Here is a 22,298-nt window from a genome sequence, read left to right as displayed (position 1 = left end):
GGACGACCAGGCCGAGGGTGCGGCCGCGGCCGCGGCGCAGTTGGCGGGCGGCGTCGTTGGGCACGAAGCCCAGCTCGCTGATCGCCGCCAGCACGCGGGCGCGCGTCGCGTTGGCCACGATGTCGGGGCGGTTGAGCACGTTGGAGACGGTGCCAACGGAGACTCCAGCGTGGTTGGCCACGTCTCGGATGCTGACCAGCGGGATCTCCGACACCGTCACTCTCCCTCGCGTCAGCCTAACTGAATCGTGTCAAGAATGCCTCAGGATAGCGGCCTCCGGGAAAGCCCTTACCTGCCTAACGATTCGGTAACCGGCTTGAAACCCTTGACCGACCCCGAAACGAGCCCTTAACGTCTACCCCACAAGTTCATGAAACGTTTCACAAAATCCGGTCATCTTGACCTGATGCCGGGGAGGCGTGTCGTGCCCGAACGTCCCGATCACCCTGCGGCGCTGCTCACCCTGTCCGGGGTGCGCAAGTCGTTCGGCGCCGTCCACGCGTTGGCGGACGGTCAGCTGGAGTTGCGTGCGGGTGAGGTGCACGCTCTGGTAGGTGAAAACGGGGCGGGCAAGTCCACGCTGGTGAAGGTCCTGGCCGGTGTGCACGCCCCGGACGAGGGTGGCATGACGCTGGACGGCCAGCCGTTGTCGCTGAGCGGCCCGGCCGATGCCCGCGCGGCGGGGATCGCGGTGATCTACCAGGAGCCGACGCTGTTCCCGGACTTGTCGGTGGCGGAAAACATCTTCATGGGCCGTCAGCCGCTGCGCGGCCTGCGCCGGATCGACGCCGCCGCGATGCGGGAGCGCACGGTGGAGTTGTTCGCCCGGCTCGGTGTGCGGATGGACCCGGACCGTCCGGCCCGCGGTCTTTCGATCGCCGACCAGCAGCTGGTCGAGATCGCCAAAGCGCTGTCGTTCGACGCCCGCGTGCTGGTGATGGACGAGCCGACCGCCGCGCTGTCCGGCGTCGAGGTGGAGCGCCTGTTCGCGGTGGTCCGATCGCTGCGCGAGGCGGGCGCCGCGGTGCTGTTCATCTCGCACCGTTTCGACGAGGTGTTCGCCCTGTGCGAGCGGGTGACGGTGATGCGGGACGGCCGCTGGGTCTCCACCGACCCGACGGCCGACCTGACCGTCGGGCAGGTGGTCCGGCGGATGGTCGGCCGGGAGGTTTCCCAGCTGTATCCCAAGCAGGACACCGACGCCGGCGACGTGGTGCTGGAGGTCCGCGGGCTGACCCGGGCGGGTGTCTTCGACGGCGTCAGCTTCGATGTCCGGGCGGGGGAGATCGTCGCGCTGGCCGGCCTGGTCGGCGCCGGCCGCAGCGAGGTGGTCCGCGCCGTTTTCGGAGTCGACCGCTACGACTCCGGCGAGGTGGTCGTCGCCGGCCAGCACCTGCCACGCGGCAAACCGGCCGCCGCGATGGCCGCCGGCCTCGCCCTGGTGCCGGAAGACCGCCGCCAGCAGGGCCTGGTGATGGAGCTGTCCATCGAGCGCAACGCCACCCTGACCCGCCGTTGGTCGCTTTCCCGCCTCGGCCTGCTCGGCCCACGCACCGAGCGGGAGGCCGCGCACAAGTGGACCCAGCGGCTTCAGGTCAAGGCCGGCCACCTGTCCGACCCGGTGTCCACATTGTCCGGTGGCAACCAGCAGAAGGTCGTCCTCGCCAAATGGCTGTCCACCCAGCCGAAGGTGCTGATCGTCGACGAGCCGACCCGCGGCATCGACGTGGGCACGAAAGCGGAGGTGCACCGGCTGATGTCGCAGCTCGCCGCCGAGGGTGTGGCGGTGTTGATGGTCTCCAGCGAGCTGCCCGAGGTGTTGGGGATGGCGGATCGAGTGCTGGTCATGCACGAGGGCCGTCTGGTCGAGCAGATCGCCCGCGAGCGGGCCGACGAGGAGTCGGTGATGCTGGCAGCCACGGGACAGAGCCAGGGTGGTGCGGCGTGACGGCGGCGACACGTGCGGCCGCGCCCCCGCCGACGAGAGCCCGCGGTGACGTGCGTGGGGCACGCCGCCTGTTCGTGGTCCGCGAGCTGGGTATCGGCCTGGCGCTGGTGTTGCTGATCGCGGTGACCACGATCTACAACCCGCGCTTCCTCAACGCCCAGTCCCGCAAGGACCTGATGCTCGGCGCCACCATCCTGGTCGTTCTGGCGGTCGGGCAGGCGATGGTGGTGATCACCCGCAACGTCGACCTGTCCGTCGGCTCGGTCCTCGGCCTGTCCGCTTTCGCCACGGGCAAGCTGTTTCTGGCGATGCCGGACGCGCCGATCGTCCTGGCGATCCTCGCCGGCGTGGGCCTGGGCCTGTTGTGCGGGATCGTCAACGGCGCCCTGATCGCTATCGCCCGGGTCCCGGCCCTGGTGGTCACGTTGGGCACCCTCTACGTCTTCCGGGGGATCGACTACTCGTGGGCGGCCGGGCAGCAGATCAACGCCGCGGACATGCCATCCGGGTTCAAACGGATGGGCACACAGACCCTGCTCGGCGTTCCGGTCCTGGCGTTGTTCGCGATCGCCGTGCTGCTGATCGCCGGCTTCTACCTGCGCTCGTACCGGTCCGGGCGGGAGATGTACGCCATCGGCTCCGACCCGGCCGCCGCCCGGCTGTCCGGGATCCCGGTCGGCTGGCGGGTCTTCACCGCGATGGCCGTCTCCGGCGCCTTGGCCGGCCTGGCCGGAGTGCTCTACGCGGCAAGGTTCGGCACGTTGGACGCCGCGGCCGGTAACGGCATCGAGCTCAACGTCGTCGCCGCCGTCGTGGTCGGCGGGGTGGCCATCTTCGGCGGCAGCGGCTCGGTCTACGGCGCCGCGTTGGGTGCGCTGCTACTGAGCACGATCGGGTCCGCCCTGCCGGTGCTGCGCATCGACCCGTTCTGGCAGCAGGCGGTCGTCGGTGCCCTCATCCTGGCCGCGATCGGACTCGACCGGGCGCTGACCGCGCGGATAGCGCAACGACTGCGGGGAAGGAGGGCCCGCGGTGCTTAGACGACTGGGCAGCTGGGACGTGCTCGTCATCGTCGTCCTCGCGATCGTCGTGGTCGTATCGGCGGCCACAGTGGACGGTTTCGCCAGCTCGCGGTTCTGGGGCTTCCTGCTCCTGGACGTCGTCCCGATCGCGCTCATCGCGCTGCCGATGACCTACGTGATCATCACCGGCGAGATCGACCTCTCCGTGGCCAGCGTCCTCGGCTTGTCCAGCGCGGTCATGGGCCAGCTGTGGGCCGCCGGTGTCCCCCTTCCGCTTATCCTGCCGCTCATCCTGCTGCTCGGTGTCGTGTGCGGGGCGCTCAACGGGTTGTTCGTCACCGGTTTCGGCCTCCCGTCGCTGGCGGTCACGATCGGCACCCTGGCCCTCTACAGAGGACTCGCCTACGTCGTGCTCGGCGACAAAGCGGTCGCGGACTTCCCGTTCTCCTGGACCGGCAACATGATCGAAGCCCTCCCCGGGACCACCGTCCCCTGGGTCGCCCTCGTCGTGCTCGGCCTCGCCGTCGTGTTCGGCGTGATCCTGCACGCCACCCCGATCGGGCGGGCCCTGTTCGCCATGGGCAACAACGACCAGGCGGCCACCTTCTCCGGGATCTCGGTGGCGAAGACCAAGTTCTGGCTGTTCGTCCTCACCGCCACCGTCGCCGCGCTGGCCGGGTTCTTCTGGACCATGCGCTACGCGTCCGCCCGCGCCGACAACGGCGCCGGACTCGAACTGTCCGTCGTCGCCGCGGTCCTGCTCGGCGGGGTCTCCATCTTCGGCGGCCGCGGCACCCTGATCGGCGTGATGGCCGGCGTGCTGCTGCTCATCACCCTGCGCAACGCGCTCCAGCTCGCCGACGTGCCGGCCGACACTCTCACCATCGTCACCGGCGCGCTACTCATCGTCTCCGTCGTCGGACCCAACGCGGCCAGCATGATCCGCGCTCGGCTGCGGCGCCGACGACCAGCCGTATCCCCCGCCGCCGGCGGTTAGGGCCGAGCCCTGTTTCTGATATGTCGAGGAAGGACAAGCCATGAGAGGTATGCGGACCCGACGCATGCGCCTAGGGGCTTCCGCCGTCGCGCTGTCGGCGCTGATGCTGAGCGCGGTGGCCTGCGCCAGCGACGACGGCGACACACCGGCCGCCGGCGGTAACGCCAGTGCGGGTGCGTCCGGAAAGATAAAGGAAGGTCTGAGCGTCGCCTTCCTGCCCAAGCAGGTCAACAACCCGTACTTCACCGTCTCGGACGGCGGTGGAAAGGCCGCGGTCGAGGAGTTCAAGGGCGAGTACAAGGAGGTCGGCCCTTCCGAGGCCAGTGCCTCTTCCCAGGTCTCCTACATCAACACGTTGACCCAGCAGGGCTCCGACGTGATCGCGATCTCGGCCAACGACCCGAACGCGATCTGCGGCGCGGTCAACCAGGCCCGGCAGGGTGGTGCGAAGGTCGTCACGTTCGACTCGGACACCAACAAGGACTGCCGTGACCTGTTCGTCAACCAGGTGACCGCGCAGGGCATCGCGGAAAACCAGGTCAAGCTCATCTCCGACCAGATCGGTGGGGCGGGGAAGATCGCGATCCTGTCCGCGACGGCGAACGCGACCAACCAGAACGCCTGGATCGAGCTGATGAAGACCGAGCTGAAGAAGCCCGAGTACTCGAAGATCGAGCTGGTCACCACGGTGTACGGCGATGACCAGGATCAGAAGTCGTTCCAGGAGACCCAGGGTCTGCTGTCGTCCTACCCCGACCTGAAGGGCATCATCTCGCCCACCACCGTCGGCGTCGCGGCGGCCGCCCGCTACCTGTCCGGCTCGCAGTACAAGGGCAAGGTCGCGCTGACCGGCCTCGGTACGCCCAACCAGATGCGCGAGTTCGTCAAGGACGGCACGGTCAAGAACTTCGCCCTGTGGAGCCCGGCCGACCTGGGCTACCTGGCCGCCTACGCCGGCGCCGCCCTCGCCTCCGGCATGATCACCGGCAAGGAAGGCGAGAAGTTCACCGCCGGCAAGCTCGGCGAGTACACCATCGGCGCCGACGGCGTTGTCGTGCTCGGCCCGCCCACCGTCTTCGACGCCTCCAACATCGACCAGTTCAACTTCTAGAGGATGAGACTCCTCCGGTGCCGGCGAGGCCATGTGCGGGGCAGCGCCGGCACCGGAGGGCTTTGTTTCGGGCCGGTGCGAGTGCGCCGCGGCCTCGAAACCAAGATTCAAAACGAGATCTGGGCTACCGCGATGTCCGTCGTGGTCCGGACCGCTGCTCCCGCGGCCTCACCCTTCGCGACTGGTCACGCTCACCCCTTGCGGGGTGACGATTTGTCCACCATGTCCGTTGCCAGGCCGGTGGCGAGGGTGGCCAGCGTCCCGACCCTGGGCTGGTAACGCTGTGTCACAACCGGTGCGGCGGCAGCCGCAACGACCCTCGGACACCCCTTCCGACACGGTCCCGCCCCGCGGGCTTGCGGCGCGGACCTGGCAGCGGGGGTCGGGGAACTCGGCGAGCGCCAGCTCGCCGCCGACCCGCGCGGTCTCCGGCGGGAGCAGCGGTCCGCGCTGACGCGGGACCCGGGCAACTCAAGCTTGCGACACACCACGACGGCGGCCGTCGTCCGAGGTAACGGGCGAAATATTGGCCCAATTGGATTGGCCAGGATTGGCGCTTCAGTGAGCCAATCGCCGGTCTTACGTTGATCTCATGTCTCGGTTCTTCCCGCCCGCCGGCTCACCCCGCACCCTGGCGCTCGCCCAGATGGCCAACTCGCTCGGCGACGGCGCGTTCTACGCCTGCTCGGCGCTCTTCTTCACCCGCGTGGTCGGGCTTTCCGCGACCCAGGTCGGCGTCGCGCTCACCCTCGCCTGGGCCACCGGCATGCTGGCCGGCGTGCCGCTCGGGTACGTCGCCGACCGGTTCGGCCCGCGCCGCACCGCCGTGGTGCTCGCCGTCGTCACCGCGGGCACGCTGACGAGCTTCCTGGCGGTCCGCTCGTTTCCGCTCTTCCTGCTCGTCGCCTGCCTGTACGCGTGCTGCCAGGGCGGCCTCACCTCGGCCCGCGGCGCGTTGCTGGCGGGTCTCGTGGAGGCTGGCGAGCGCACCAGGGTGCGGGCGCACCTCCAGTCGACGCTCAACGCCGGCCTCGCCGTCGGCGCCGGGCTGGGCGGCCTGGCCCTGACGTTCGACACCCGCGGTGCCTACCTGGCGGTCTTCGCGATGGACGCCGTGAGCTTCCTCGCCGCCGCGCTCGTGCTGCGCCGGCTCCCCGAGGTGCCGCCCGCGCCGGTCGCTCCGGACGCCGGGCCGCGACTGGCCGTGCTGCGCGACCGGCCATACGCGGTGATCACGCTGCTCAACGCGGTCATGTACCTCAACATGCCGCTGCTCAGCCTCGGCCTTCCACTGTGGATCGTAGAGCGCACCGACGCGCCCAAAGCGATGGCCGCCGGCCTCCTGATCGTCAACATGCTGAGCGTGGTGCTCTTCCAGGTGCGGGTGGCGCAGCGGGTGACGAGTCTGCGCATCGCCGCCCGGATCACCGGCCGGGCCGGCTGGGTGCTGCTCGCCGCCTGCGGCGTGTACGCCCTCTCCGCCGGCCGCATCGGCGCCTTGGCGACGGTGGTGGTGCTGCTCATCGCCGCGGCGGTGCAGGTGCTCGGCGAGATGATGCAGGGCGCGGCCGCCTGGGAGCTCGGGTTCGGGCTGGCGCCGGCCGACAAGCAGGGGCAGTACCAGGGATTCTTCGGCATGGGCCCGCAGATCGCCCGCATGCTCGGGCCGGTCGTGATGACCACGCTGCTGATCGGCTGGGGCACGCCCGGCTGGCTGGTGCTGGGCGGCCTCTTCCTCGCCGCCGGCCTCGGGATGGCGCCGGCGCTCCGGTGGGCGGAACGCGGCCGGACGCGCGCCGCCGGAACGCTGACGCCGGTGCTGGTAACCGCCTAGTGCGGTGGCCACAAACCTTCAACGGGTGAGCGGTGGCCTTCGGCCGCCGCTCACCCGGTCCGGCGAAGCCGGCCAACGTTTGTGGCCACCGCACTAGCGACCAATCCCGGCTACCGGCCGCGTAGCTCGCGGTACTTGGCGACGAGGTGGGCCGTCGACGCGTCGAGGCCGGGCACGTCCGCGCCTTCGGTGAGCGCCGGCTCGACCCGCTTGGCGAGCACCTTGCCCAGCTCGACACCCCACTGGTCGAACGAGTCGATGTCCCAGATCGCGCCCTGCACGAAGACCTTGTGCTCGTACAGCGCGACGAGCTGCCCGAGCACCGACGGCGACAGCTCGGTGGCGAGGATCGTGGTCGTCGGGTGGTTGCCGGGGAACGTGCGGTGCGGCACCTGCTCCTCGGCCACCCCCTCGGCGCGTACCTCCTCGGCGGTCTTGCCGAACGCGAGCGCCTGCCCCTGCGCGAAGAGGTTGGCCATCAGCAGGTCGTGCTGTGCGGCCAGCCGCGGGCCGAGCTCGGCGACCGGACGGGCGAAGCCGATCAGGTCGGCCGGGATCGTCTTCGTGCCCTGGTGCAGCAGCTGGTAGTAGGCGTGCTGGCCGTTGGTGCCGGGCGTGCCCCACACCACCGGGCCGGTCTGCCAGGCCACCGGCTGGCCTTGCCGGTCGACGTACTTGCCGTTGGACTCCATGTCGAGCTGCTGAAGGTACGCCGCGAACTTCGACATGTAGTGGCTGTAAGGCAGGACCGCGTGCGACTGGGCGTCGAAGAACGCGCCGTACCAGACGCCGAGCAGGCCGAGCACCATCGGCGCGTTGGCCTCCGGCGGCGCGTTGCGGAAGTGCTCGTCGACGAGGTGGAAGCCGTCGAGCATCTCGCGGAAGCGCTCCGGTCCGATCGCGATCATCAAGGAGAGGCCGATCGCCGAGTCGTACGAGTAGCGGCCGCCCACCCAGTCCCAGAACTCGAACATGTTTTCGGTGTCGATGCCGAAGTCGGCCACCTCGGACGCGTTGGTCGAGAGGGCCACGAAGTGCTTGGCGACGGCGGTCTTGTCGCCGCCCAGCCCGTCGACGAGCCACTCGCGCGCGGAGGTGGCGTTGGTGATGGTCTCGATCGTCGTGAAAGTCTTCGAGGCCACGATGAACAGCGTCTCGGCCGGATCGAGGTCGCGGGTGGCCTCGTGCAGGTCGGCACCGTCGACATTGGACACGAAGCGGAAGTCGAGCGCCCGCGCGGTGTACGGGCGGAGCGCCTCGTAGGCCATCGCCGGCCCGAGGTCGGAGCCGCCGATGCCGATGTTGACGACCGTGCGGATGCGCTTGCCGGTCGCACCGGTCCAGGCGCCGGAGCGGACCGAGTCGGCGAAGCGGGCCATCTTGTCCAGGACGGCGTGCACGGCCGGCACGACGTTTTCGCCGTCGACCTCGATCACCGCGTCGCGCGGCGCGCGCAGCGCGGTGTGCAGCACGGCACGACGCTCGGTGACGTTGATCTTCTCGCCCCGGAACATCGCGTCGCGAAGCCCGGCGACGTCCCGCGCCGCGGCCAGGTCGCGGAGCAGCCCCAGCGTCTCGTCGGTGACCAGGTGCTTCGAGTAGTCGAGGAAGAGGTCACCGACCCGCACGGTGAGCCGGTCGGCGCGCCCCGGGTCGACCCCGAACAGCTCCCGCAGGTGCGTCCCGCCCAGCTCCGCGCGGTGCTTGGCCAGCGCGGCCCACTCGGGTAGCTCGTTGAGGCGGACTGTGTCAGGCATCGCTCACTCCCGGCTTTTCGGTACGGACCCACCCGACCTTAGCCGCCACCGATGAACGACCGGTGTAAGACGGCGCGGATAAGGGCACGTTGTGCTCATGACCCTCTACGGCTTCCACGCCTCGCACGAGCAGATCGACCCCGGAAGCCTGCTCGCCGCGGCCGTTCGGGCCGAGCGGGCCGGCTTCGACGCGGCGATGTCCTCCGACCATTTCTCGCCGTGGAGCGAGCGCCAGGGCGAGTCCGGCTTCGCCTGGTCGTGGCTGGGCGCCGCGCTCCAGGCCACGCGGCTGCCCTTCGGCGTCGTGACCGCACCCGGCCAGCGCTACCACCCGGCGATCATCGCCCAGGCCATCGGCACGCTGGCGTCGATGTATCCGGGACGCTTCTGGGCCGCGCTCGGCACCGGCGAGTACAGCAACGAACACATCACCGGCGAGGCCTGGCCCCGCAAAGAGGTCCGCAACGCCCGCCTGCGCGAGTGCGTCGACGTGATCCGGGCGCTGCTGGCCGGCGCCGAGGTGACCCACGACGGCCTTGTCACGGTCGACCGGGCGAAGCTGTGGACCCGGCCCACCGAGACACCCGCCCTGGTCGGCGCCGCGGTCAGCGTCGAGACCGCGCGATGGTGCGCGGAGTGGGCCGACGGGCTCATCACCGTCGGCGCGCCGCACGAGCATCTGCGCCGCATGATCGACGCGTACCGCGAGGCGGGTGGCCGCGGACCGTTGCGCCTTCAGGTGCACATCAGCTACGCGGCCGACGAGGACGAGGCGTTGCGGATCGCGCACGACCAGTGGCGTACCAACGTCTTCGCGCCGCCGGTCTGCTGGGACCTGGAGCTCGTCGAGCACTTCGAGGAGGCGGCCAAACACGTGCCACCGGAGGCCATGCACGACGTGGTGCGGATCTCCGCGGACCCGGCGCGCCACGCGGCCTGGCTCCAGGAGTACGCGGACCTCGGGTTCGACGAGATCATGGTGCACCACGTGGGGCAGGAGCAGGACGAGTTCCTGGAGGTGTTCGGCGGCAAGGTGCTGCCGCAGCTGCGTGGAGGTGTGTCATGAGGATGAGCCACGCCGCCGACCTGTGGTGGAAGAACGCGGTCATCTACTGCCTCGACGTCGAGACGTTCTTCGACGGCGACGGTGACGGGTGCGGCGACTTCAACGGCCTCGCACAGCGGGTCGGCTACCTCGACGAGATGGGCGTGACGTGCATCTGGCTCATGCCCTTCTACCCGACGCCGGACCGCGACGACGGCTACGACATCACCGACTTCTACGGCGTCGACCCGCGCCTCGGCACGAACGGCGAGCTCGTCGAGTTTCTCCGGGTCGCCCGAGACCGGGGCATCCGCGTGATCGCCGACCTCGTCGTCAACCACACCTCCGACAAGCACCCGTGGTTTCAGAGCGCGCGGTCCAGCCCTGACTCGCCGCACCGCGACTGGTACGTGTGGCGCGACGAGCCGCCCGCCGACGGCCCAAAGGGCGTCGTCTTCCCTGACCAGGAGAAGAGCCTCTGGGAGTACGACGAGAAGGCCGGCCAGTACTACCTGCACCGCTTCTACAAGCACCAGCCGGATCTCAACGTCGCGAACCCCGCCGTGCGCGACGAGATCGCCCGCGTGCTCGGCTACTGGCTCCACTTGGGACTGTCCGGCTTCCGGGTGGACGCGGTGCCGTTCCTGCTGGAGACCGGGGGAGCGCTAGACGCGGAGGACCTGCCCGACCCGCACGAGTACCTGCGCGACCTGCGCGCCTTCCTGAACCGGCGCAACGGCGAGGCGGTAATCCTCGGCGAGGTCAACCTGCCGTACCCGGACACGATGCGCTTCTTCGGCGACGAAGACGGCGACGAGCTCACGATGTGCTTCGACTTCATCGGCATGCAGCGGCTGTACCTGTCGCTGGCCCGTGGAAAGGCCGCCCCGCTCGCCGAGGCGCTCCGCGAACGGCCGGAGCAGCCGAAGGACACGCACTGGGCGACGTTCGTCCGCAACCACGACGAGCTGACGCTCGACAAGCTGAGCGAGGAGGAGCGGCAGGAGGTCTTCGAGGCGTTCGGCCCGGAGAAGCGGATGCAGCTCTACGACCGCGGCCTGCGCCGCCGCCTACCCTCCATGTTGGACGGTGACATGGACCGCATCCGCCTCGTGTACAGCCTCCTCTTCTCGATGCCCGGCACGCCGGTGCTCTTCTACGGCGAGGAGATCGGCATGGCCGAGGAGTTGAGCGTGGAGGGGCGCAACGCCGTGCGTACCCCGATGCAGTGGTCCGACGACGACAACGGCGGCTTCTCGACGGCCGATCCGGAAAAGCTTCCCGCGCCGATGGTGCAAGGCGAGTTCGGCCCGGAGAAGGTGAACGTGGTGTCCCAGCTGCGCGACCCGGACTCGCTGCTGTCCTGGATGAAGCTGCTGATCCGCCGCTACCGGCAGTGCCCGGAGCTGGCCTGGGGCCGATACGAGGTGCTGGAGCACGACGCCGAATCGGTGCTGGCCCACCGCGCCGACCAGGACGGCGGCACGGTGGTGGCGGCGCACAACTTCGCGGACGAGCCGGTCGACGTGACGCTGCGCCTCGACCGCCTCGAGCCCGGCGACCGCCTCGTCGACCTGCTCAGCGACGGCACCACACCCGTCGAGGACGGCGAGGTGCGGCTCAGCCTCGGCCGCTACGGCTGCCGCTGGCTGCGCGTCGTCAAGCCCGGCGAGGTCTTCGTGCCCTAGGCCCTGTTTCGACAGGGCCTAGCGCGGTGCGGGGAGCCCTTCGCAGAGGCGGGTGGGGATGTCGAGCCCCGCGGGGCAGCCCGCCTCGCGGGTGGCGGTCCGCACCTGCCAGCCGGTCTCGAAGCGCAGGAACCACCGCTGCACCCGGGGCTCGGCCGCGCAGCCGGGGCGTTGGCCTTCGACCGGGCCACACTCGCCGGCGGTCTCGTTCACGCTGACGATGAGCCAGGTCTGGTCGCAGTGCTCGAAGTTGTAGGAGCTGTGCTTCGGCACGTCCATGCCGCCTCGGACCACGTCGAGCCAGCCTTGTGCGCAGTGGTCGGCCGGTGGGGTGGCGCAGCCGAAGGCACCCGTGCAGCGCCGGTAGCCGGTCGTGGTGCGACCCCAGGCGATGCTGTCGCTGTTGAGCACGATCTCGCGGTCGCCGAGCGGCGCCTTGGTGGTGAGCGTGACGGTCGCCGGGATCTTGGTCAGGCAGGCGTTCGGCTCCCGCACCTCGTACACCACGTTGGCGTGCACCGCGCCCTTGACCGACTCGTCGAGGTAGGTGACCTTCCGGTCGCGCGAGCACTCCGGCACGAGCACGTCGATCAGCAGGGTCCGGTCGTTCTTGCCCATGCGCAGCCCGGTGACCTCGGCCGCGTAGCTGACCCAGCGCGGCGGCTCCGTCGGCGTCCGCATCTCGACACCTGGCTCGCGTTTCGCCCCGGCCCGCGCCATCGCCCGCTGCCCGTAGTCGGCGGCGAGCGTCATGTCGTCGACGACGAGTACCGCGACGAAGTAGTCGCCGGTCGTGCCGATGTAGTAGGCGGCGCTGTCGTGGCTGATCAGCACGGTGTCCCGGTAGCCGAGGTCCGTCGCGGCGACGCGGTACGCGTCCGGGCACTGGGCGATCGCCTCGCGCACCGCGGTCAGCGCCCAGAGCTGGCCGCGGGCGACGTACTCGAACACCTTGTGGCGCCCGGCCTGAAAGGCGACCGTGCGGGACTCGACCGGCGGCCCGGACGGCAGCGGCTCGCACGGCGCCGGCGGCAGCGGGTGTGTGCTCTGGTCGGGCGCCGCGGAGATGGCGGAGCCGCCGTCGATGTCGTCCGGCTGGAGCATCACCCCGTCGGGTATGCCCCCCGCCGCCGTCGTGCCCCCGCACGCCGCGGTGCCGAGGAGCAGGAGCGCGGCCACCGCGGCCAACCAACGCCGCGTCACACATGTACCTTATGCCAGGGTGTCAATCGCGCTATTAGTCGCCCGCACAAACGGCGCTCATGTGCATTACGCAACTTGCATCTATTGAGACGCGGTGAACCCGGAATTGCGTATCAGGAATGGCTATTGACTAACGCCTCCGTCGTATCGCACGGTAGAAGTCCCGAGGAGGCAGGCATGGAGCTCAGGCCGTTCTCTGGCTCGTATCTCACCGACCCCGCCGCTATTTGGCGGGATCTGCTCGACGGGCCCGAGCGGGTACATTTCGCCGACGATCTCGGCCTCTGGCTGATCACCAAACACGCAGACGTGCGCAACGCGCTGGGCGACAGTGAAGCATTCAGTAACGCGTTGACCTTAATGCCCATTTATGACATGTGTCCGGAGGCGCTGGCGATCGTCATGGAGATCGACGCGCCGCCGACCACCGCGGCGGCCGACGCGCCGACGCATACGCGCACTCGCCGCGCGCTGCGGGCGACGTTCCCCAACACCGCGGCACGCGTCAACGAGCACTACGGCGCGATCGTGCGCCGGCGCGTCGACGAGCTGGTGTCCCGCCTTGTCGCCCGGCGGGGCACCGTCGTCGATCTCGTTCCCGAGTTCGCGGCCGAGCTGCCCCTGCTCGTCATCGTCGACCTCCTCGGGGTGCCACCCGAGGACGTACCGGCGATCAAGAGCTGGTCCGACGGGCAGATCGCGCTGGTGTGGGGGCAGCCCGAGCCGGCCGAGCAGGTGCGCCTGGCGCAGGGCCTGCTCGACTTCTGGCGCTACTGCCAAAAGCTCGTGACCCTCCGCCTCCAAGACGGCGACTCGGGCGAAGACTTCATCAGCCGGGCGCTGCGCTACCGCGGTGGCGACGACGAGGTGCTGACCGAAAACGAGGTCGCCAGCTTCGCGTTCAACCTGCTGGTGGCGGGGCACGAGACCACGTCCGGCCTGATCGCGCACAGCCTCGACAACGCGCTTTCGGTGCCCACCCGGTGGGAGCGGCTGGTGGAAAACCCGGCCGGCGTGCAGGCGTTCGTCGAGGAGACGCTGCGCTTTGGCCCGGCGATCGACGGCTGGCTGCGGGTTACCACGCGTGACGTCGCCATCGGCGAAACCACGATCCCGGCGGGCTCGCGGTGCCTACTGCTGCTCGGCGCCGCCAACCGCGACTCGTCGACCTTCGCGCACCCCGACGTCTTCGACCCGCACCGCGCCGACGTCCGCGACCACCTGTCGTTCGGTTACGGACCGCATTTCTGCATCGGCGCCGCACTGGCCCGGCTGGAGGCGCAGGTGGCGCTCACCCAGCTGACCGCCGCGGTTCCGGGCCTGCGGCTGGCGCCCGAGCACATCAGTTCCTTCAAGCCAAATGTGGGTTTCCGGGCGCACAACGCATTGCCGGTCCTCGTTGACACCTTCGCCCAGCTGGACGACGCCACTCAGCGGGCGGCTTGATCGACGATTACTATCCGAGTCGATCTTTTGGAGTGGGTTTCCACGGCTCGGCCGGCCCGTCAGAATGGGAGCGGCGGGTTTTTCCGATAGGCCGGGTTGACTCGAAGGTGAGCACATGGACCGTGCGCCATCCGATGCTGCCCCTGATCCCATGGCCAGTCGCCGGTTTCGGCGGGAGCTGCGGCGTTGGCGCACCCGTAACGGGCTGACCCAGCGCGCGCTCGCCGACCGCGTCCGCTTCAGCCGGGAGACCGTTGCCGCGGTCGAGTCCGGCCGGCGCTACGGCAGCCTCGAGCTCGCCGTGCGCTGCGACGAGGTGCTCGGCACCGGCGGGTTGCTCGCCTCCCTCTGGCCAGACGTGGCCCGCGAGCAGATCGCCGCCGACGGCCGGCGCGGGCCGCGCGAGCGGCCGGCGCCCCGCCCCCGCACGCCGGCCGACGACATCGTCGCGATGATCGTCGACAACGGAGCCATGCTCGGCCCCACGGAGGTCGTCGTCGAGATCGACGACCTGCGTTCGGTCATCGACCGCGCCCTGAGCCGGAGCCGGCGCCGCTGACCTGCCAACTGCCGGTTGCCGGTGGAGCGGGTGGATCAGGCTTTGCTACGGAGAGTGGTTGATCCTCTCCGGGCGGTACAGATGCAGGTACCAGTTTTTCGTACCTCGGGCAACCCTGTTTGTCGCACCACGTGTGCGATCGGATGGGAATTGCTACCTGCAACGTGCACATGGAACTGTGCCGACCACCCGTGGGAGTGAAATCTTGGCGTCCGGGAAGAATGCCCATGCGGCCCGACCGGGCCCTCGGCAGCGGGGCTGGAAGATCGCCTCTCGCATGCGCATCATCGTTGCCGCGCCCCTTGTCGCTGTCGTCGGCTTCGCCGGCCTGGCGCTAGCGGGCAGCGTCCAGCAAGCCGAGCGGGCCAGTGACCTCGGTGTCCTCGCGCGCCTTGGCGCCGACGCGGGCGCCCTGGCTTACCAGTTGCAGCGTGAGCGGGTCTCCGCGGCCGATCTTCTGGCCACCGGGGGCACCCGCCAGGAGGACGCGTACGCGAAGCAGACGGCGGAGACGGACAAGGCGGTCGCCGAGTACCGGCGGCAGCGGGCCCTCGTGCCGTCCGTGCCGTCGAGCACCGCGGCCGTCCTTCAGCGGATCGACGGATCCATCGACGACCTTGGACCGCTGCGGGCGCAGGTGCGCACCGCGGCGAACGCCTCGGTCTCCGCAATGACCTTCAGCTACCGCATCATCGTCGCGGACCTGCTGGCCTACCGCGAGGCGACCGCGCAGGGCGTCGAGTCGGCGGAGATCGCCGACCAGATCCGTGCGTCGTCAGCGCTCTCCAAGGCCGGCGAGGCCGTGGGGCAGCAGCAGGTCGCGGTCATGCGCGCCCTCGCCGCCGGGCAGCTGACGCCCGCGATGCAGCAGGACATCACCGCCTCGCGTACCGGCTTCACCGAAAACAGCCTCGCCTTCCTCAGCCTCGCCAGCCCCGAGTGGCGGGTCTGGTGGGAGCAGGCGGGCAGCGGCCAGGAGATCGTCGGGCTCCAGCGGCTACAGGACCAGGTCTCGCGCGCCGAGCCGGGCAGCAAGCTGCGGGTGCCTACCGCCGACTGGATCGCCGCGACCCAGTCCTGGGCCCGCCGGCTGTTCGAGGTGCAGCAGCGCGTCGACAGCGCCGTCTTCGACCGGATCGACGCGGCGCGGGTGGACGAGCGGCGCAACGCGATCCTCGAGGCGGCCGCGATGGCCGTGGCGCTCGCCCTCACCGTGCTCGTCACGTGGGCGGTCGCCCGCCAGATCACGCACCGCTTGCGGCGGTTGCGCGACGAGGCGAACGCGGTGGCCTTCGACGAGCTGCCCGCGATGGTCGAGGAGCTGCGCCGGCCCGACGCGTCCGTGCATCCCGAGATGCTGGCCGCGCAGGTCACCACGAGCATGGAGCGGGGCAGCGGCGACGAGATCGGCGAGGTGGGCGAGGCGTTCACCGCCGTGCACCGGGCGGCTGTCCGCACCGCCGCCGAGCAGGCCGTCATGCGGGCCAACACCGCGAAGATCTTCATCCACCTCAGCCGCCGCGAGCAGCGCCTGGTGGACTCGGTGCTGGCCCAGGTCGACCTCGTCGAACAGGACGAGACCGATCCCGAGCGGCTCCAGCGGCTGTACACATTGGACAACCTGGCCACCCGGATGGCGCGGATCAACGCCAGCCTTTTGGTGCTCGGTGGCGTCGGCGTCGGCCGCATGCGGCAGGACGACGTGCCGCTGTCGAAGATGTTGCAAGCCGCGCTCTCCCAGATCGAGCACTACGAGCGGGTGCGCCTCGGCGTGGTCGACACCGACGTCGCGGTCTCCCGGGACGCGGTCGACGAGGTCGTGCACCTGCTCGCCGAGCTGATGGACAACGCGACGACGTACGCCCCGCCGGAGAGCGAGACCTGGGTGACCGCCCGGAGCCTCGGCGACCGGGTCATCGTGCAGATCAGCGACGAGGGTGTCGGCTTGCCCAAGGAGCGGCTGGCCCAGCTCAACCACGTGCTCTCCCGGCCCCCGGCGATCGACGTCGCCGCCGTGCGGGCCATGGGTCTCGTCGTGGTCGGCCAGCTCGCCATCCGCCTCGGCGCGACGGTGGAGCTGCGTCCCGGCCCGCGGCTCGGCACGATCGCCGAGGTCGCGTTGCCGGGCAACCTGATCCGCCCGGTGCCCGAGGACCAGGAGCTGCCCAGCGCCGGCCACGCGCCGCTCTTCGGGAGCCCGATGGAGGCCGCCATCCGCATGGACGGCCCGATCCCGGTCAGCCCCGCGCCGGCCGGCATGCAGATCCCGCTGCCACGCACGCCGCACGCCGGGCCACTGCCCCCGGTCAACGGCGGCGGTCAGCAAGGCACCAACGGCGGTATCTACGGCGCGAACGGCGGACTACCGGCACGGCCGCCGGCCACACCGCCGCCCGCACCGCCGGAACCCCTCCCGATCCAGGGCCGTGCACCCGTGCGGGAGATCGACCAGACCCAGGAGCTGATCATCTTCGAGCAGGTCAACAGCTGGTTCCGGGCGGATCACGACCACGCGGTCAGGTTGGAGCAGAGCGAAGCGCCAGCCCAGCCCGCGCCCGCGCCGGTCGCCGAGTCCCCGGTCCCACCGGCCGTGGCCAACTGGAGCACGCCCGGTGACGACGGTTGGCGCGCGGCGTCTCAGCTCGAAACCCCGAAGGTGGCCGGCACCACCCGCACCGGCCTGCCGATCCGCAAGCCGCAGGCACACCTGATCCCCGGCGCGGTGCCGCCCAGCGGCGACCAGGGCCGGCCCGAGCAGCGCGACCCCGCGCAGGTCGCGTCCGCCATGTCCGCGTACGCCCGCGGTGTCGCGGGCCGCCGCCCCCTGGCCAACGCCACCAACAACGACGCGACAGGAGAGCCTTCGTGACCAACCAACGAGACCTCGGCTGGATGCTGGACAGCTTCGCCGAGCGCGCACCGGACGTGAGCCATGCCATCGCCATCTCGGCCGATGGGCTCATGGTGGCGGCCACGCGCGCACTGCCGCCGGACCGGGCCGACCAGCTCGCGGCCACCGGCAGCGGCCTCGTCAGCCTCCTGCGCGGCGCCGCCGCCTTTTTCGACGCGGGCGCGGTGATCTCCAACGTCACCCAGCTCGAGGGCGGCTTCATGTTCTCCATGGCCTTCAACGACGGCGCTTCGCTGCTCGTGCTGGCCACGCCCAACTGTGACGTCGGGAAGGTGTCGTACGAGATGACGGAACTGGCCAACCGCATCGGCGACGCGCTCACCCCGGCGGCTCGCTCCGCCCTTTCCCACTCCCGCTGAACCGACCCCCGGAGTACACCTCGATGCGTACCCACAAGATGACCGCCGCGCTGATTGCCCTCGGCCTGGCGGCGACCGGCGCGACAGCTTGCAGCAACGAGAGCGGTGCCGCCACCGGCTCGCTCAAGATCGGCTTGCTCGCTTCGCTGTCCGGCACGTACCAGGCGATCGGCACGGACATGCGCGACGGCTTCCAGCTCTACCTCAACATGCACGGCGGCAAGCTGGGCGGCCACCCGGTCGAGCTCGTCGTGGCCGACGAGGGCGACGGCGCGCCGACCGCGGTGCCCGCCGCCACCAAGCTCGTCAAGCAGGACAAGGTCGTCGCGCTCACCGGCGTCGTCGGCGGTGGCTCCGCGGCGGCGATCCAGCCGGTGCTGGCCCAGGCGAAGATCCCGTTCATCGGCGCCAACGCGCGGCCGAAGATCGACGACATCAGCCACACCTGGCACACCTCGTACCTCTCCCAGGAGACCGGCGCGGCCATCGCCCAGTACGTGCGCGACAACGTCAAGGGCAAGGTCTACGCGATCGGCCCCGACTACCAGGGCGGCTGGGACCAGCTCAAGGGCTTCACCGACGCGTACGCCAAGGCCGGCGGCGAGCTCGCCAACCCGGACGGCAAGGCGCGGTTCACGCCGTTCCCGGCGACGAAGAACTTCACCCCCTACTTCGCGCAGATCAAGGCCTCCGGCGCCTCGGCGGTCTACACGTTCTACGCGGGCGGGGCGGCGATCGACTTCGTCAAGCAGTACGCCCAGTCGGAGGTCAAGGACCTGCCCCTGTACGCGGCCGGCTTCCTGACCGAAGGCGGCGTGCTCAACGCGCAGGGTGACTCGGCCCGCAACGTCTTCTCGGTGCTCAACTACTCGCCCGACCTCGACAACGCGCAAAACCGCGAGTTCGTCGCCGCGTGGAAGGCCGACCACGACGGCCCGCCGACCACGTACGCGATGGCCTCGTTCGACGCGGCCGCGGTGCTGGACAAGGCGATCGGTGCGGCGGGCGCCAATCCGACCGCGGAGAGCATCAACAACGCGATCGCCGGGCTGGGCCAGATCGAGAGCCCGCGCGGCGCCTGGCAGTTCTCCAAGAAGACCCACTCGCCGGTGCAGAAGTGGTACCTGCGGCAGGTCCGCCCCGACGGCCGGGCATTGTCCAACACGGTCGTCGGCGACCTCGCGACCGTCGGCGAGTGAGTCCACAGTGGAGCCGTACCTGATTCCGGCGCTCGACGGCGTCGCGTACGGTCTGCTGCTTTTCGTGGTCGCCGCGGGGCTGGTGTTGAGCTTCGGCGTCGCCGGGATCCTCAACCTGGCCCACGGCACCCTGTACGCGATCGGCGCCTACATGGCGGCATGGCTGGCTGACGGAGGCTGGGCCGCGGTGCCGCTGGCGCTGGTCGCCGGGGTGGTCGCCTCCACAGCCGCGGGCACGGCATTGGCCGGCCTGCTCACACCGGTGAAGCGGGGCGACCACCTCACCCAGGCGCTGCTGACCTTCGGGCTCGCGCTGGCCGGCGGGAGCCTGCTGGTCAGCGCGTTCGGCCCGGAGGACCTGCCGGTGCGCGTGCCGGTGGCGCTGGACCGCCCGATCGACCTGGCCGGCCACCCCTACGCCGCGTACCGGCTGGTCTTCATCGTGGTCGCCGCGGCGATCGCGGTCGGCCTCTACCTGACCGTGACCCGCACCCGCGCCGGCATGCTGGTGCGGGCCGCGGTCGACGACCCGCAGATGGTGGCCTGCCTCGGCGTCGACCCCACCCGCGTGCGGGTCGGCGTGCTCGCGGTGTCGGGCGCACTCGCCGGGCTCGCCGGTGTGCTCGGCGCGCCGATCATCGGCCCGGGGCCGTCGACGGCCGCGACCGTGCTCCTTCTATCTCTTGTCGTGGTCGTGCTCGGCGGCCTCAACTCCGTCGGGGGCACGCTGCTCGCGGCACTCGCGGTGGGAGAGATACAGACCCTCGGGGTCGCTCTGCTTCCGACGGCCGCTCCTTTCCTCTTGTACGCGGCCATGGCCCTGATCCTCGCCGCCCGCGCGCGAGGCCTCCTGCGGCGTTGGAGCATGGCGTGAAACTACTTGCGGTCTTGGGCGCCGTCGCGGTGGCGGTGCCGTGGTTCGTCGACGACTACACGACGGCCACGGTGGCACGGATCCTCGTGCTCGGGCTGGTAGCGGTGAGCGTGGCGCTGCTGACCGGCGTCACCGGGCTGCCCACGCTCGGGCAGACGGCCCCGTTCGCCGCCGGCGCGTACACGGCCGCCCAACTCGACGGGCCGGTGCAACTCGTCGCCGCGATCGGCGCCGGCGCCGGCTTCGCGCTGCTCACCGCGCCGCTGGTGGTGTACGCGCGGGGCGTGTACGTACTCATGATCACGCTGGCGATCGGCGAGCTGGCGATCATCGTGGCCGGCCGCTGGAAGTCGGTGACCGGCGGCACCGACGGGCTTATCGCGACCACCACGCTCGACACCGACCGGGCGCGTTACCTCTACGCCCTCGCGGTGGTCGTCGTGATCCTCGCCCTCGTGCTGCTCGCACTCCGCTCGCCGGCTGGGCTGCTCCTGCGGGCCAGCCGCGACGACGAGGCGCGGATGCGGGCCAGCGGTCATCCGGTGACGGCGTACCTGACCGGGGCGTACGTGGCGGCGGGCGCGATCGCCGGCGCGGGCGGGGCACTCCTGGTCACCACCCAGCAGTACGTCTCGCCGGCCGACTTCGGGTTCGATGTCGCCGCCCTGCTCCTGCTGGGGGTGGTGATCGGTGGCGCCGGGTCGATGCTCGGCGCGGTCGCGGGCACGGCGCTCGTCTTCGCCGCCCGCGACTGGCTCTCCGGCCTGCTGCCCGGACACGCGCCGCTGCTCCTCGGCGCGCTGTTCGTGCTGACGGCCTACCTCCTGCCACGCGGGGTGGCGGGATTCGACTGGCGCCGTATCGGTCGGCGGGACCGTGCGGCGAAGGGGGTTCTATGGCGGACATTCTCGTAACGGAGGCACTCACCCGGCGGTACGGCTCGCTGGTCGCGGTGGACCGGCTCGACATGCGCCTCGTACCGGGCGAGCGCCGGGCGGTCATCGGGCCGAACGGCGCCGGCAAGACCACACTGCTCGACCTGGTGGCCGGCGCGATCCGGCCCAGCGGCGGGCGGATCCGCTTCGACGGGCAGGACATCACCGGCTACGGGCCGGCGCGGCGGGCGCGGCTGGGGATCGGCCGGATCCACCAACGTCCGGCGGTGTGGCCATCACTGACCACATTGGACAACGTGGCCGTGGCGGCGTCCCGGCGGCGGGGCGGGGTCAAGCGCTCCCGCCGCCCGGCCATCGAGCTGCTCGACCGGCTCGGCCTGGCCGACCACGCGGGAGTACAGGCCGAACGCCTCTCGCACGGCCAGCGGCGGCAGCTGGAGATCGCCATGGCGCTGGCCGGCGAGCCGCGGCTGCTCCTGCTCGACGAGCCCGCGGCGGGACTGTCCGCTGTGGAGTTCGAACGGCTCGGCGCGGTGCTCGGCGACCTGCCCGAAGACGTGACCGTACTGCTGGTCGAGCACCGGCTCGACCTCGTGTACGCGCTCGCCGACGTGGTTACCGTGCTGCGCGACGGCCAGTACGTGGTCACCGGCACGCCGGACGAGATCCGGGTGTCGCACGCGGTGCGGCAGGCGTACAGCGGGGCGGTGGCGTAATGGCCGTCGCTCTGCGCGTCGACGACCTCTACGCCGGCTACCACGGCGGGCGGGTGTTGCATGGCGTCGGGCTCTGCGTCGAGGCGGGCACGGTGCAGGCGCTCGTCGGGCGCAACGGCGCCGGCAAGACCACGCTGGTACACGCGATCGCCGGCCTGCTGCGCCCGTACTCCGGCGTGGTGGAGATCTGCGGCGCGGACCTGGCGGGCCGGCCCGCGCATCAGGTGGCGCGGGCCGGGGTGGGCATCGTCCCGCAGGGACGGCGGGTCTTCCCCAGCCTCACCGTGGCCGAACACCTGAAGCTGGCGGCCCGCCACCAAGAAGGTCCGATGTGGACCGTCAGAGGCGTGCTGGAGCTGCTGCCTCGCCTGGGCGAGCGGCTCGACCACCGGGGCGACCAGCTCTCCGGCGGCGAGCAGCAGATGCTCGCGATCGCCCGCGCGCTGCTCACACAGCCCCGGGTGCTGTTGCTCGACGAGCCCTCGGAGGGGCTCGCACTGGACCTGGCCGCACGGGTACGCGGCCTCGTCACCGGCCTGGCCAAGGCCGGACTGGGCCTGCTGCTCGTCGAGCAGCGGCTCGACCACGCGATCGAGGTGGCGGACCGGATCGCAGTCCTGGATTACGGGCGCGTGATCTACGACGCGCCAACCGCGCGGGTACGCGCGGACCCCACGACCGTCCAATCGATGCTCAGCATCGACCAGCCACTACCGCAAGGGAGCTGACCGAT

Annotated in this window: 19 protein-coding genes; 16 read left to right on the top strand and 3 right to left on the bottom strand. The window is 70.6% G+C overall.

Going from position 1 to position 22,298, the window contains the following annotated elements; genetic code table 11:
• Window positions 1-214, bottom strand: a 214-nt coding sequence (locus AC5L36_RS30885; RefSeq protein WP_494909376.1) for a LacI family DNA-binding transcriptional regulator, incomplete at its 3' end; no start/stop codon positions are given.
• Between the two features lie 210 nt (window positions 215-424).
• Here AC5L36_RS30885 and AC5L36_RS30880 point away from each other — a divergent pair.
• The 5 genes from AC5L36_RS30880 (at window position 425) to AC5L36_RS30860 (ending at window position 6,912) form a co-directional block, all read left to right on the top strand.
• Entirely contained in the window at window positions 425-1,948 is a 1,524-nt protein-coding gene (locus AC5L36_RS30880) for a sugar ABC transporter ATP-binding protein (RefSeq protein WP_441219913.1), read from the top strand.
• Window positions 1,945-2,988 carry an ABC transporter permease gene (locus AC5L36_RS30875; RefSeq protein WP_441219912.1) on the top strand — a complete coding sequence of 348 codons (1,044 nt, stop codon included), beginning with the start codon at window positions 1,945-1,947 and terminating at the stop codon, window positions 2,986-2,988. Before AC5L36_RS30880 ends, AC5L36_RS30875 begins: the two co-directional genes overlap by 4 nt.
• Window positions 2,981-3,967, top strand: a complete 987-nt coding sequence (locus tag AC5L36_RS30870; protein ID WP_441219911.1) for an ABC transporter permease — start codon at window positions 2,981-2,983, stop codon at window positions 3,965-3,967. The genes AC5L36_RS30875 and AC5L36_RS30870 overlap by 8 nt, the downstream gene beginning before the upstream one ends.
• A 40-nt stretch (window positions 3,968-4,007) precedes the next feature.
• Window positions 4,008-5,078: a rhamnose ABC transporter substrate-binding protein gene (gene rhaS, locus AC5L36_RS30865; protein ID WP_441219910.1), complete on the top strand. Its 1,071-nt coding sequence runs from the start codon at window positions 4,008-4,010 to the stop codon at window positions 5,076-5,078.
• Window positions 5,079-5,670: 592 nt separating this feature from the next.
• On the top strand, window positions 5,671-6,912 hold the full coding sequence (locus tag AC5L36_RS30860) for an MFS transporter (protein WP_441219909.1): 1,242 nt from the start codon (window positions 5,671-5,673) through the stop codon (window positions 6,910-6,912).
• Between the two features lie 110 nt (window positions 6,913-7,022).
• On the opposite strand, the gene pgi is transcribed toward AC5L36_RS30860, so the two are convergent.
• The gene (gene pgi / locus AC5L36_RS30855; RefSeq protein WP_441219908.1) at window positions 7,023-8,669 is read right to left on the bottom strand and encodes a glucose-6-phosphate isomerase; all 1,647 of its coding nucleotides are present in this window, start codon (window positions 8,667-8,669) and stop codon (window positions 7,023-7,025) included.
• Window positions 8,670-8,766: 97 nt separating this feature from the next.
• Between pgi and AC5L36_RS30850 the strand changes: the two genes are divergently transcribed.
• A complete protein-coding gene (locus AC5L36_RS30850) occupies window positions 8,767-9,735 on the top strand; it encodes a TIGR03885 family FMN-dependent LLM class oxidoreductase (protein WP_441219907.1) in 969 nt (322 codons plus the stop codon).
• Complete coding sequence (locus AC5L36_RS30845) at window positions 9,732-11,402, top strand: alpha-amylase family protein (RefSeq protein ID WP_441219906.1); 1,671 nt, start codon at window positions 9,732-9,734, stop codon at window positions 11,400-11,402. The genes AC5L36_RS30850 and AC5L36_RS30845 overlap by 4 nt, the downstream gene beginning before the upstream one ends.
• Before the next feature lie 18 nt (window positions 11,403-11,420).
• Here the strand turns inward: AC5L36_RS30845 and AC5L36_RS30840 are convergent, their stop codons facing one another.
• Entirely contained in the window at window positions 11,421-12,605 is a 1,185-nt protein-coding gene (locus AC5L36_RS30840) for a hypothetical protein (RefSeq protein WP_441219905.1), read from the bottom strand.
• Window positions 12,606-12,782: 177 nt separating this feature from the next.
• On the opposite strand from AC5L36_RS30840, the gene AC5L36_RS30835 reads away from it, so the two are divergent.
• The 9 genes from AC5L36_RS30835 to AC5L36_RS30795 all read left to right on the top strand — a co-directional run bounded on the left by AC5L36_RS30835 (window position 12,783) and on the right by AC5L36_RS30795 (window position 22,293).
• Window positions 12,783-14,051 (top strand): cytochrome P450, encoded by a 1,269-nt coding sequence (locus AC5L36_RS30835; protein ID WP_441219904.1) that lies wholly within the window; start codon window positions 12,783-12,785, stop codon window positions 14,049-14,051.
• A gap of 151 nt (window positions 14,052-14,202) precedes the next feature.
• On the top strand, window positions 14,203-14,610 hold the full coding sequence (locus AC5L36_RS30830; protein WP_441219903.1) for a helix-turn-helix transcriptional regulator: 408 nt from the start codon (window positions 14,203-14,205) through the stop codon (window positions 14,608-14,610).
• A 277-nt stretch (window positions 14,611-14,887) separates the two neighbouring features.
• A complete protein-coding gene (locus tag AC5L36_RS30825; RefSeq protein WP_441219902.1) occupies window positions 14,888-17,479 on the top strand; it encodes a sensor histidine kinase in 2,592 nt (863 codons plus the stop codon).
• Complete coding sequence (locus tag AC5L36_RS30820; protein WP_441219901.1) at window positions 17,476-17,880, top strand: roadblock/LC7 domain-containing protein; 405 nt, start codon at window positions 17,476-17,478, stop codon at window positions 17,878-17,880. The genes AC5L36_RS30825 and AC5L36_RS30820 overlap by 4 nt, the downstream gene beginning before the upstream one ends.
• 23 nt (window positions 17,881-17,903) lie before the next feature.
• The gene (locus AC5L36_RS30815) at window positions 17,904-19,079 is read left to right on the top strand and encodes an ABC transporter substrate-binding protein (protein ID WP_441219900.1); all 1,176 of its coding nucleotides are present in this window, start codon (window positions 17,904-17,906) and stop codon (window positions 19,077-19,079) included.
• A 7-nt stretch (window positions 19,080-19,086) separates the two neighbouring features.
• Complete coding sequence (locus AC5L36_RS30810) at window positions 19,087-19,953, top strand: branched-chain amino acid ABC transporter permease (RefSeq protein WP_441219899.1); 867 nt, start codon at window positions 19,087-19,089, stop codon at window positions 19,951-19,953.
• Window positions 19,950-20,867 carry a branched-chain amino acid ABC transporter permease gene (locus AC5L36_RS30805; protein WP_441219898.1) on the top strand — a complete coding sequence of 306 codons (918 nt, stop codon included), beginning with the start codon at window positions 19,950-19,952 and terminating at the stop codon, window positions 20,865-20,867. The genes AC5L36_RS30810 and AC5L36_RS30805 overlap by 4 nt, the downstream gene beginning before the upstream one ends.
• Window positions 20,849-21,565, top strand: a complete 717-nt coding sequence (locus tag AC5L36_RS30800) for an ABC transporter ATP-binding protein (protein ID WP_441219897.1) — start codon at window positions 20,849-20,851, stop codon at window positions 21,563-21,565. The genes AC5L36_RS30805 and AC5L36_RS30800 overlap by 19 nt, the downstream gene beginning before the upstream one ends.
• Entirely contained in the window at window positions 21,565-22,293 is a 729-nt protein-coding gene (locus AC5L36_RS30795) for an ABC transporter ATP-binding protein (protein ID WP_441219896.1), read from the top strand. The genes AC5L36_RS30800 and AC5L36_RS30795 overlap by 1 nt, the downstream gene beginning before the upstream one ends.
• Window positions 22,294-22,298: the final 5 nt, after the last annotated feature.

This window comes from Phytohabitans sp. LZ39 (assembly GCF_059359075.1).
Note: the sequence above shows the minus strand (reverse complement) of the source record. Positions and strands in the feature narration are given on the sequence as shown.

What these genes read in the sequence shown, in the direction of transcription:
- rhaS (WP_441219910.1), top strand. Translation starts at nt 4,008, where the DNA reads ATGAGAGGTATGCGGACCCGACGCATGCGCCTAGGGGCTTCCGCCGTC.
- AC5L36_RS30795 (WP_441219896.1), top strand. Translation starts at nt 21,565, where the DNA reads ATGGCCGTCGCTCTGCGCGTCGACGACCTCTACGCCGGCTACCACGGC.
- AC5L36_RS30860 (WP_441219909.1), top strand. Translation starts at nt 5,671, where the DNA reads ATGTCTCGGTTCTTCCCGCCCGCCGGCTCACCCCGCACCCTGGCGCTC.
- AC5L36_RS30830 (WP_441219903.1), top strand. Translation starts at nt 14,203, where the DNA reads ATGGCCAGTCGCCGGTTTCGGCGGGAGCTGCGGCGTTGGCGCACCCGT.
- AC5L36_RS30800 (WP_441219897.1), top strand. Translation starts at nt 20,849, where the DNA reads ATGGCGGACATTCTCGTAACGGAGGCACTCACCCGGCGGTACGGCTCG.
- AC5L36_RS30825 (WP_441219902.1), top strand. Translation starts at nt 14,888, where the DNA reads ATGCGCATCATCGTTGCCGCGCCCCTTGTCGCTGTCGTCGGCTTCGCC.
- AC5L36_RS30850 (WP_441219907.1), top strand. Translation starts at nt 8,767, where the DNA reads ATGACCCTCTACGGCTTCCACGCCTCGCACGAGCAGATCGACCCCGGA.
- pgi (WP_441219908.1), bottom strand. Translation starts at nt 8,669, where the DNA reads ATGCCTGACACAGTCCGCCTCAACGAGCTACCCGAGTGGGCCGCGCTG.
- AC5L36_RS30815 (WP_441219900.1), top strand. Translation starts at nt 17,904, where the DNA reads ATGCGTACCCACAAGATGACCGCCGCGCTGATTGCCCTCGGCCTGGCG.
- AC5L36_RS30835 (WP_441219904.1), top strand. Translation starts at nt 12,783, where the DNA reads ATGGAGCTCAGGCCGTTCTCTGGCTCGTATCTCACCGACCCCGCCGCT.
- AC5L36_RS30845 (WP_441219906.1), top strand. Translation starts at nt 9,732, where the DNA reads ATGAGGATGAGCCACGCCGCCGACCTGTGGTGGAAGAACGCGGTCATC.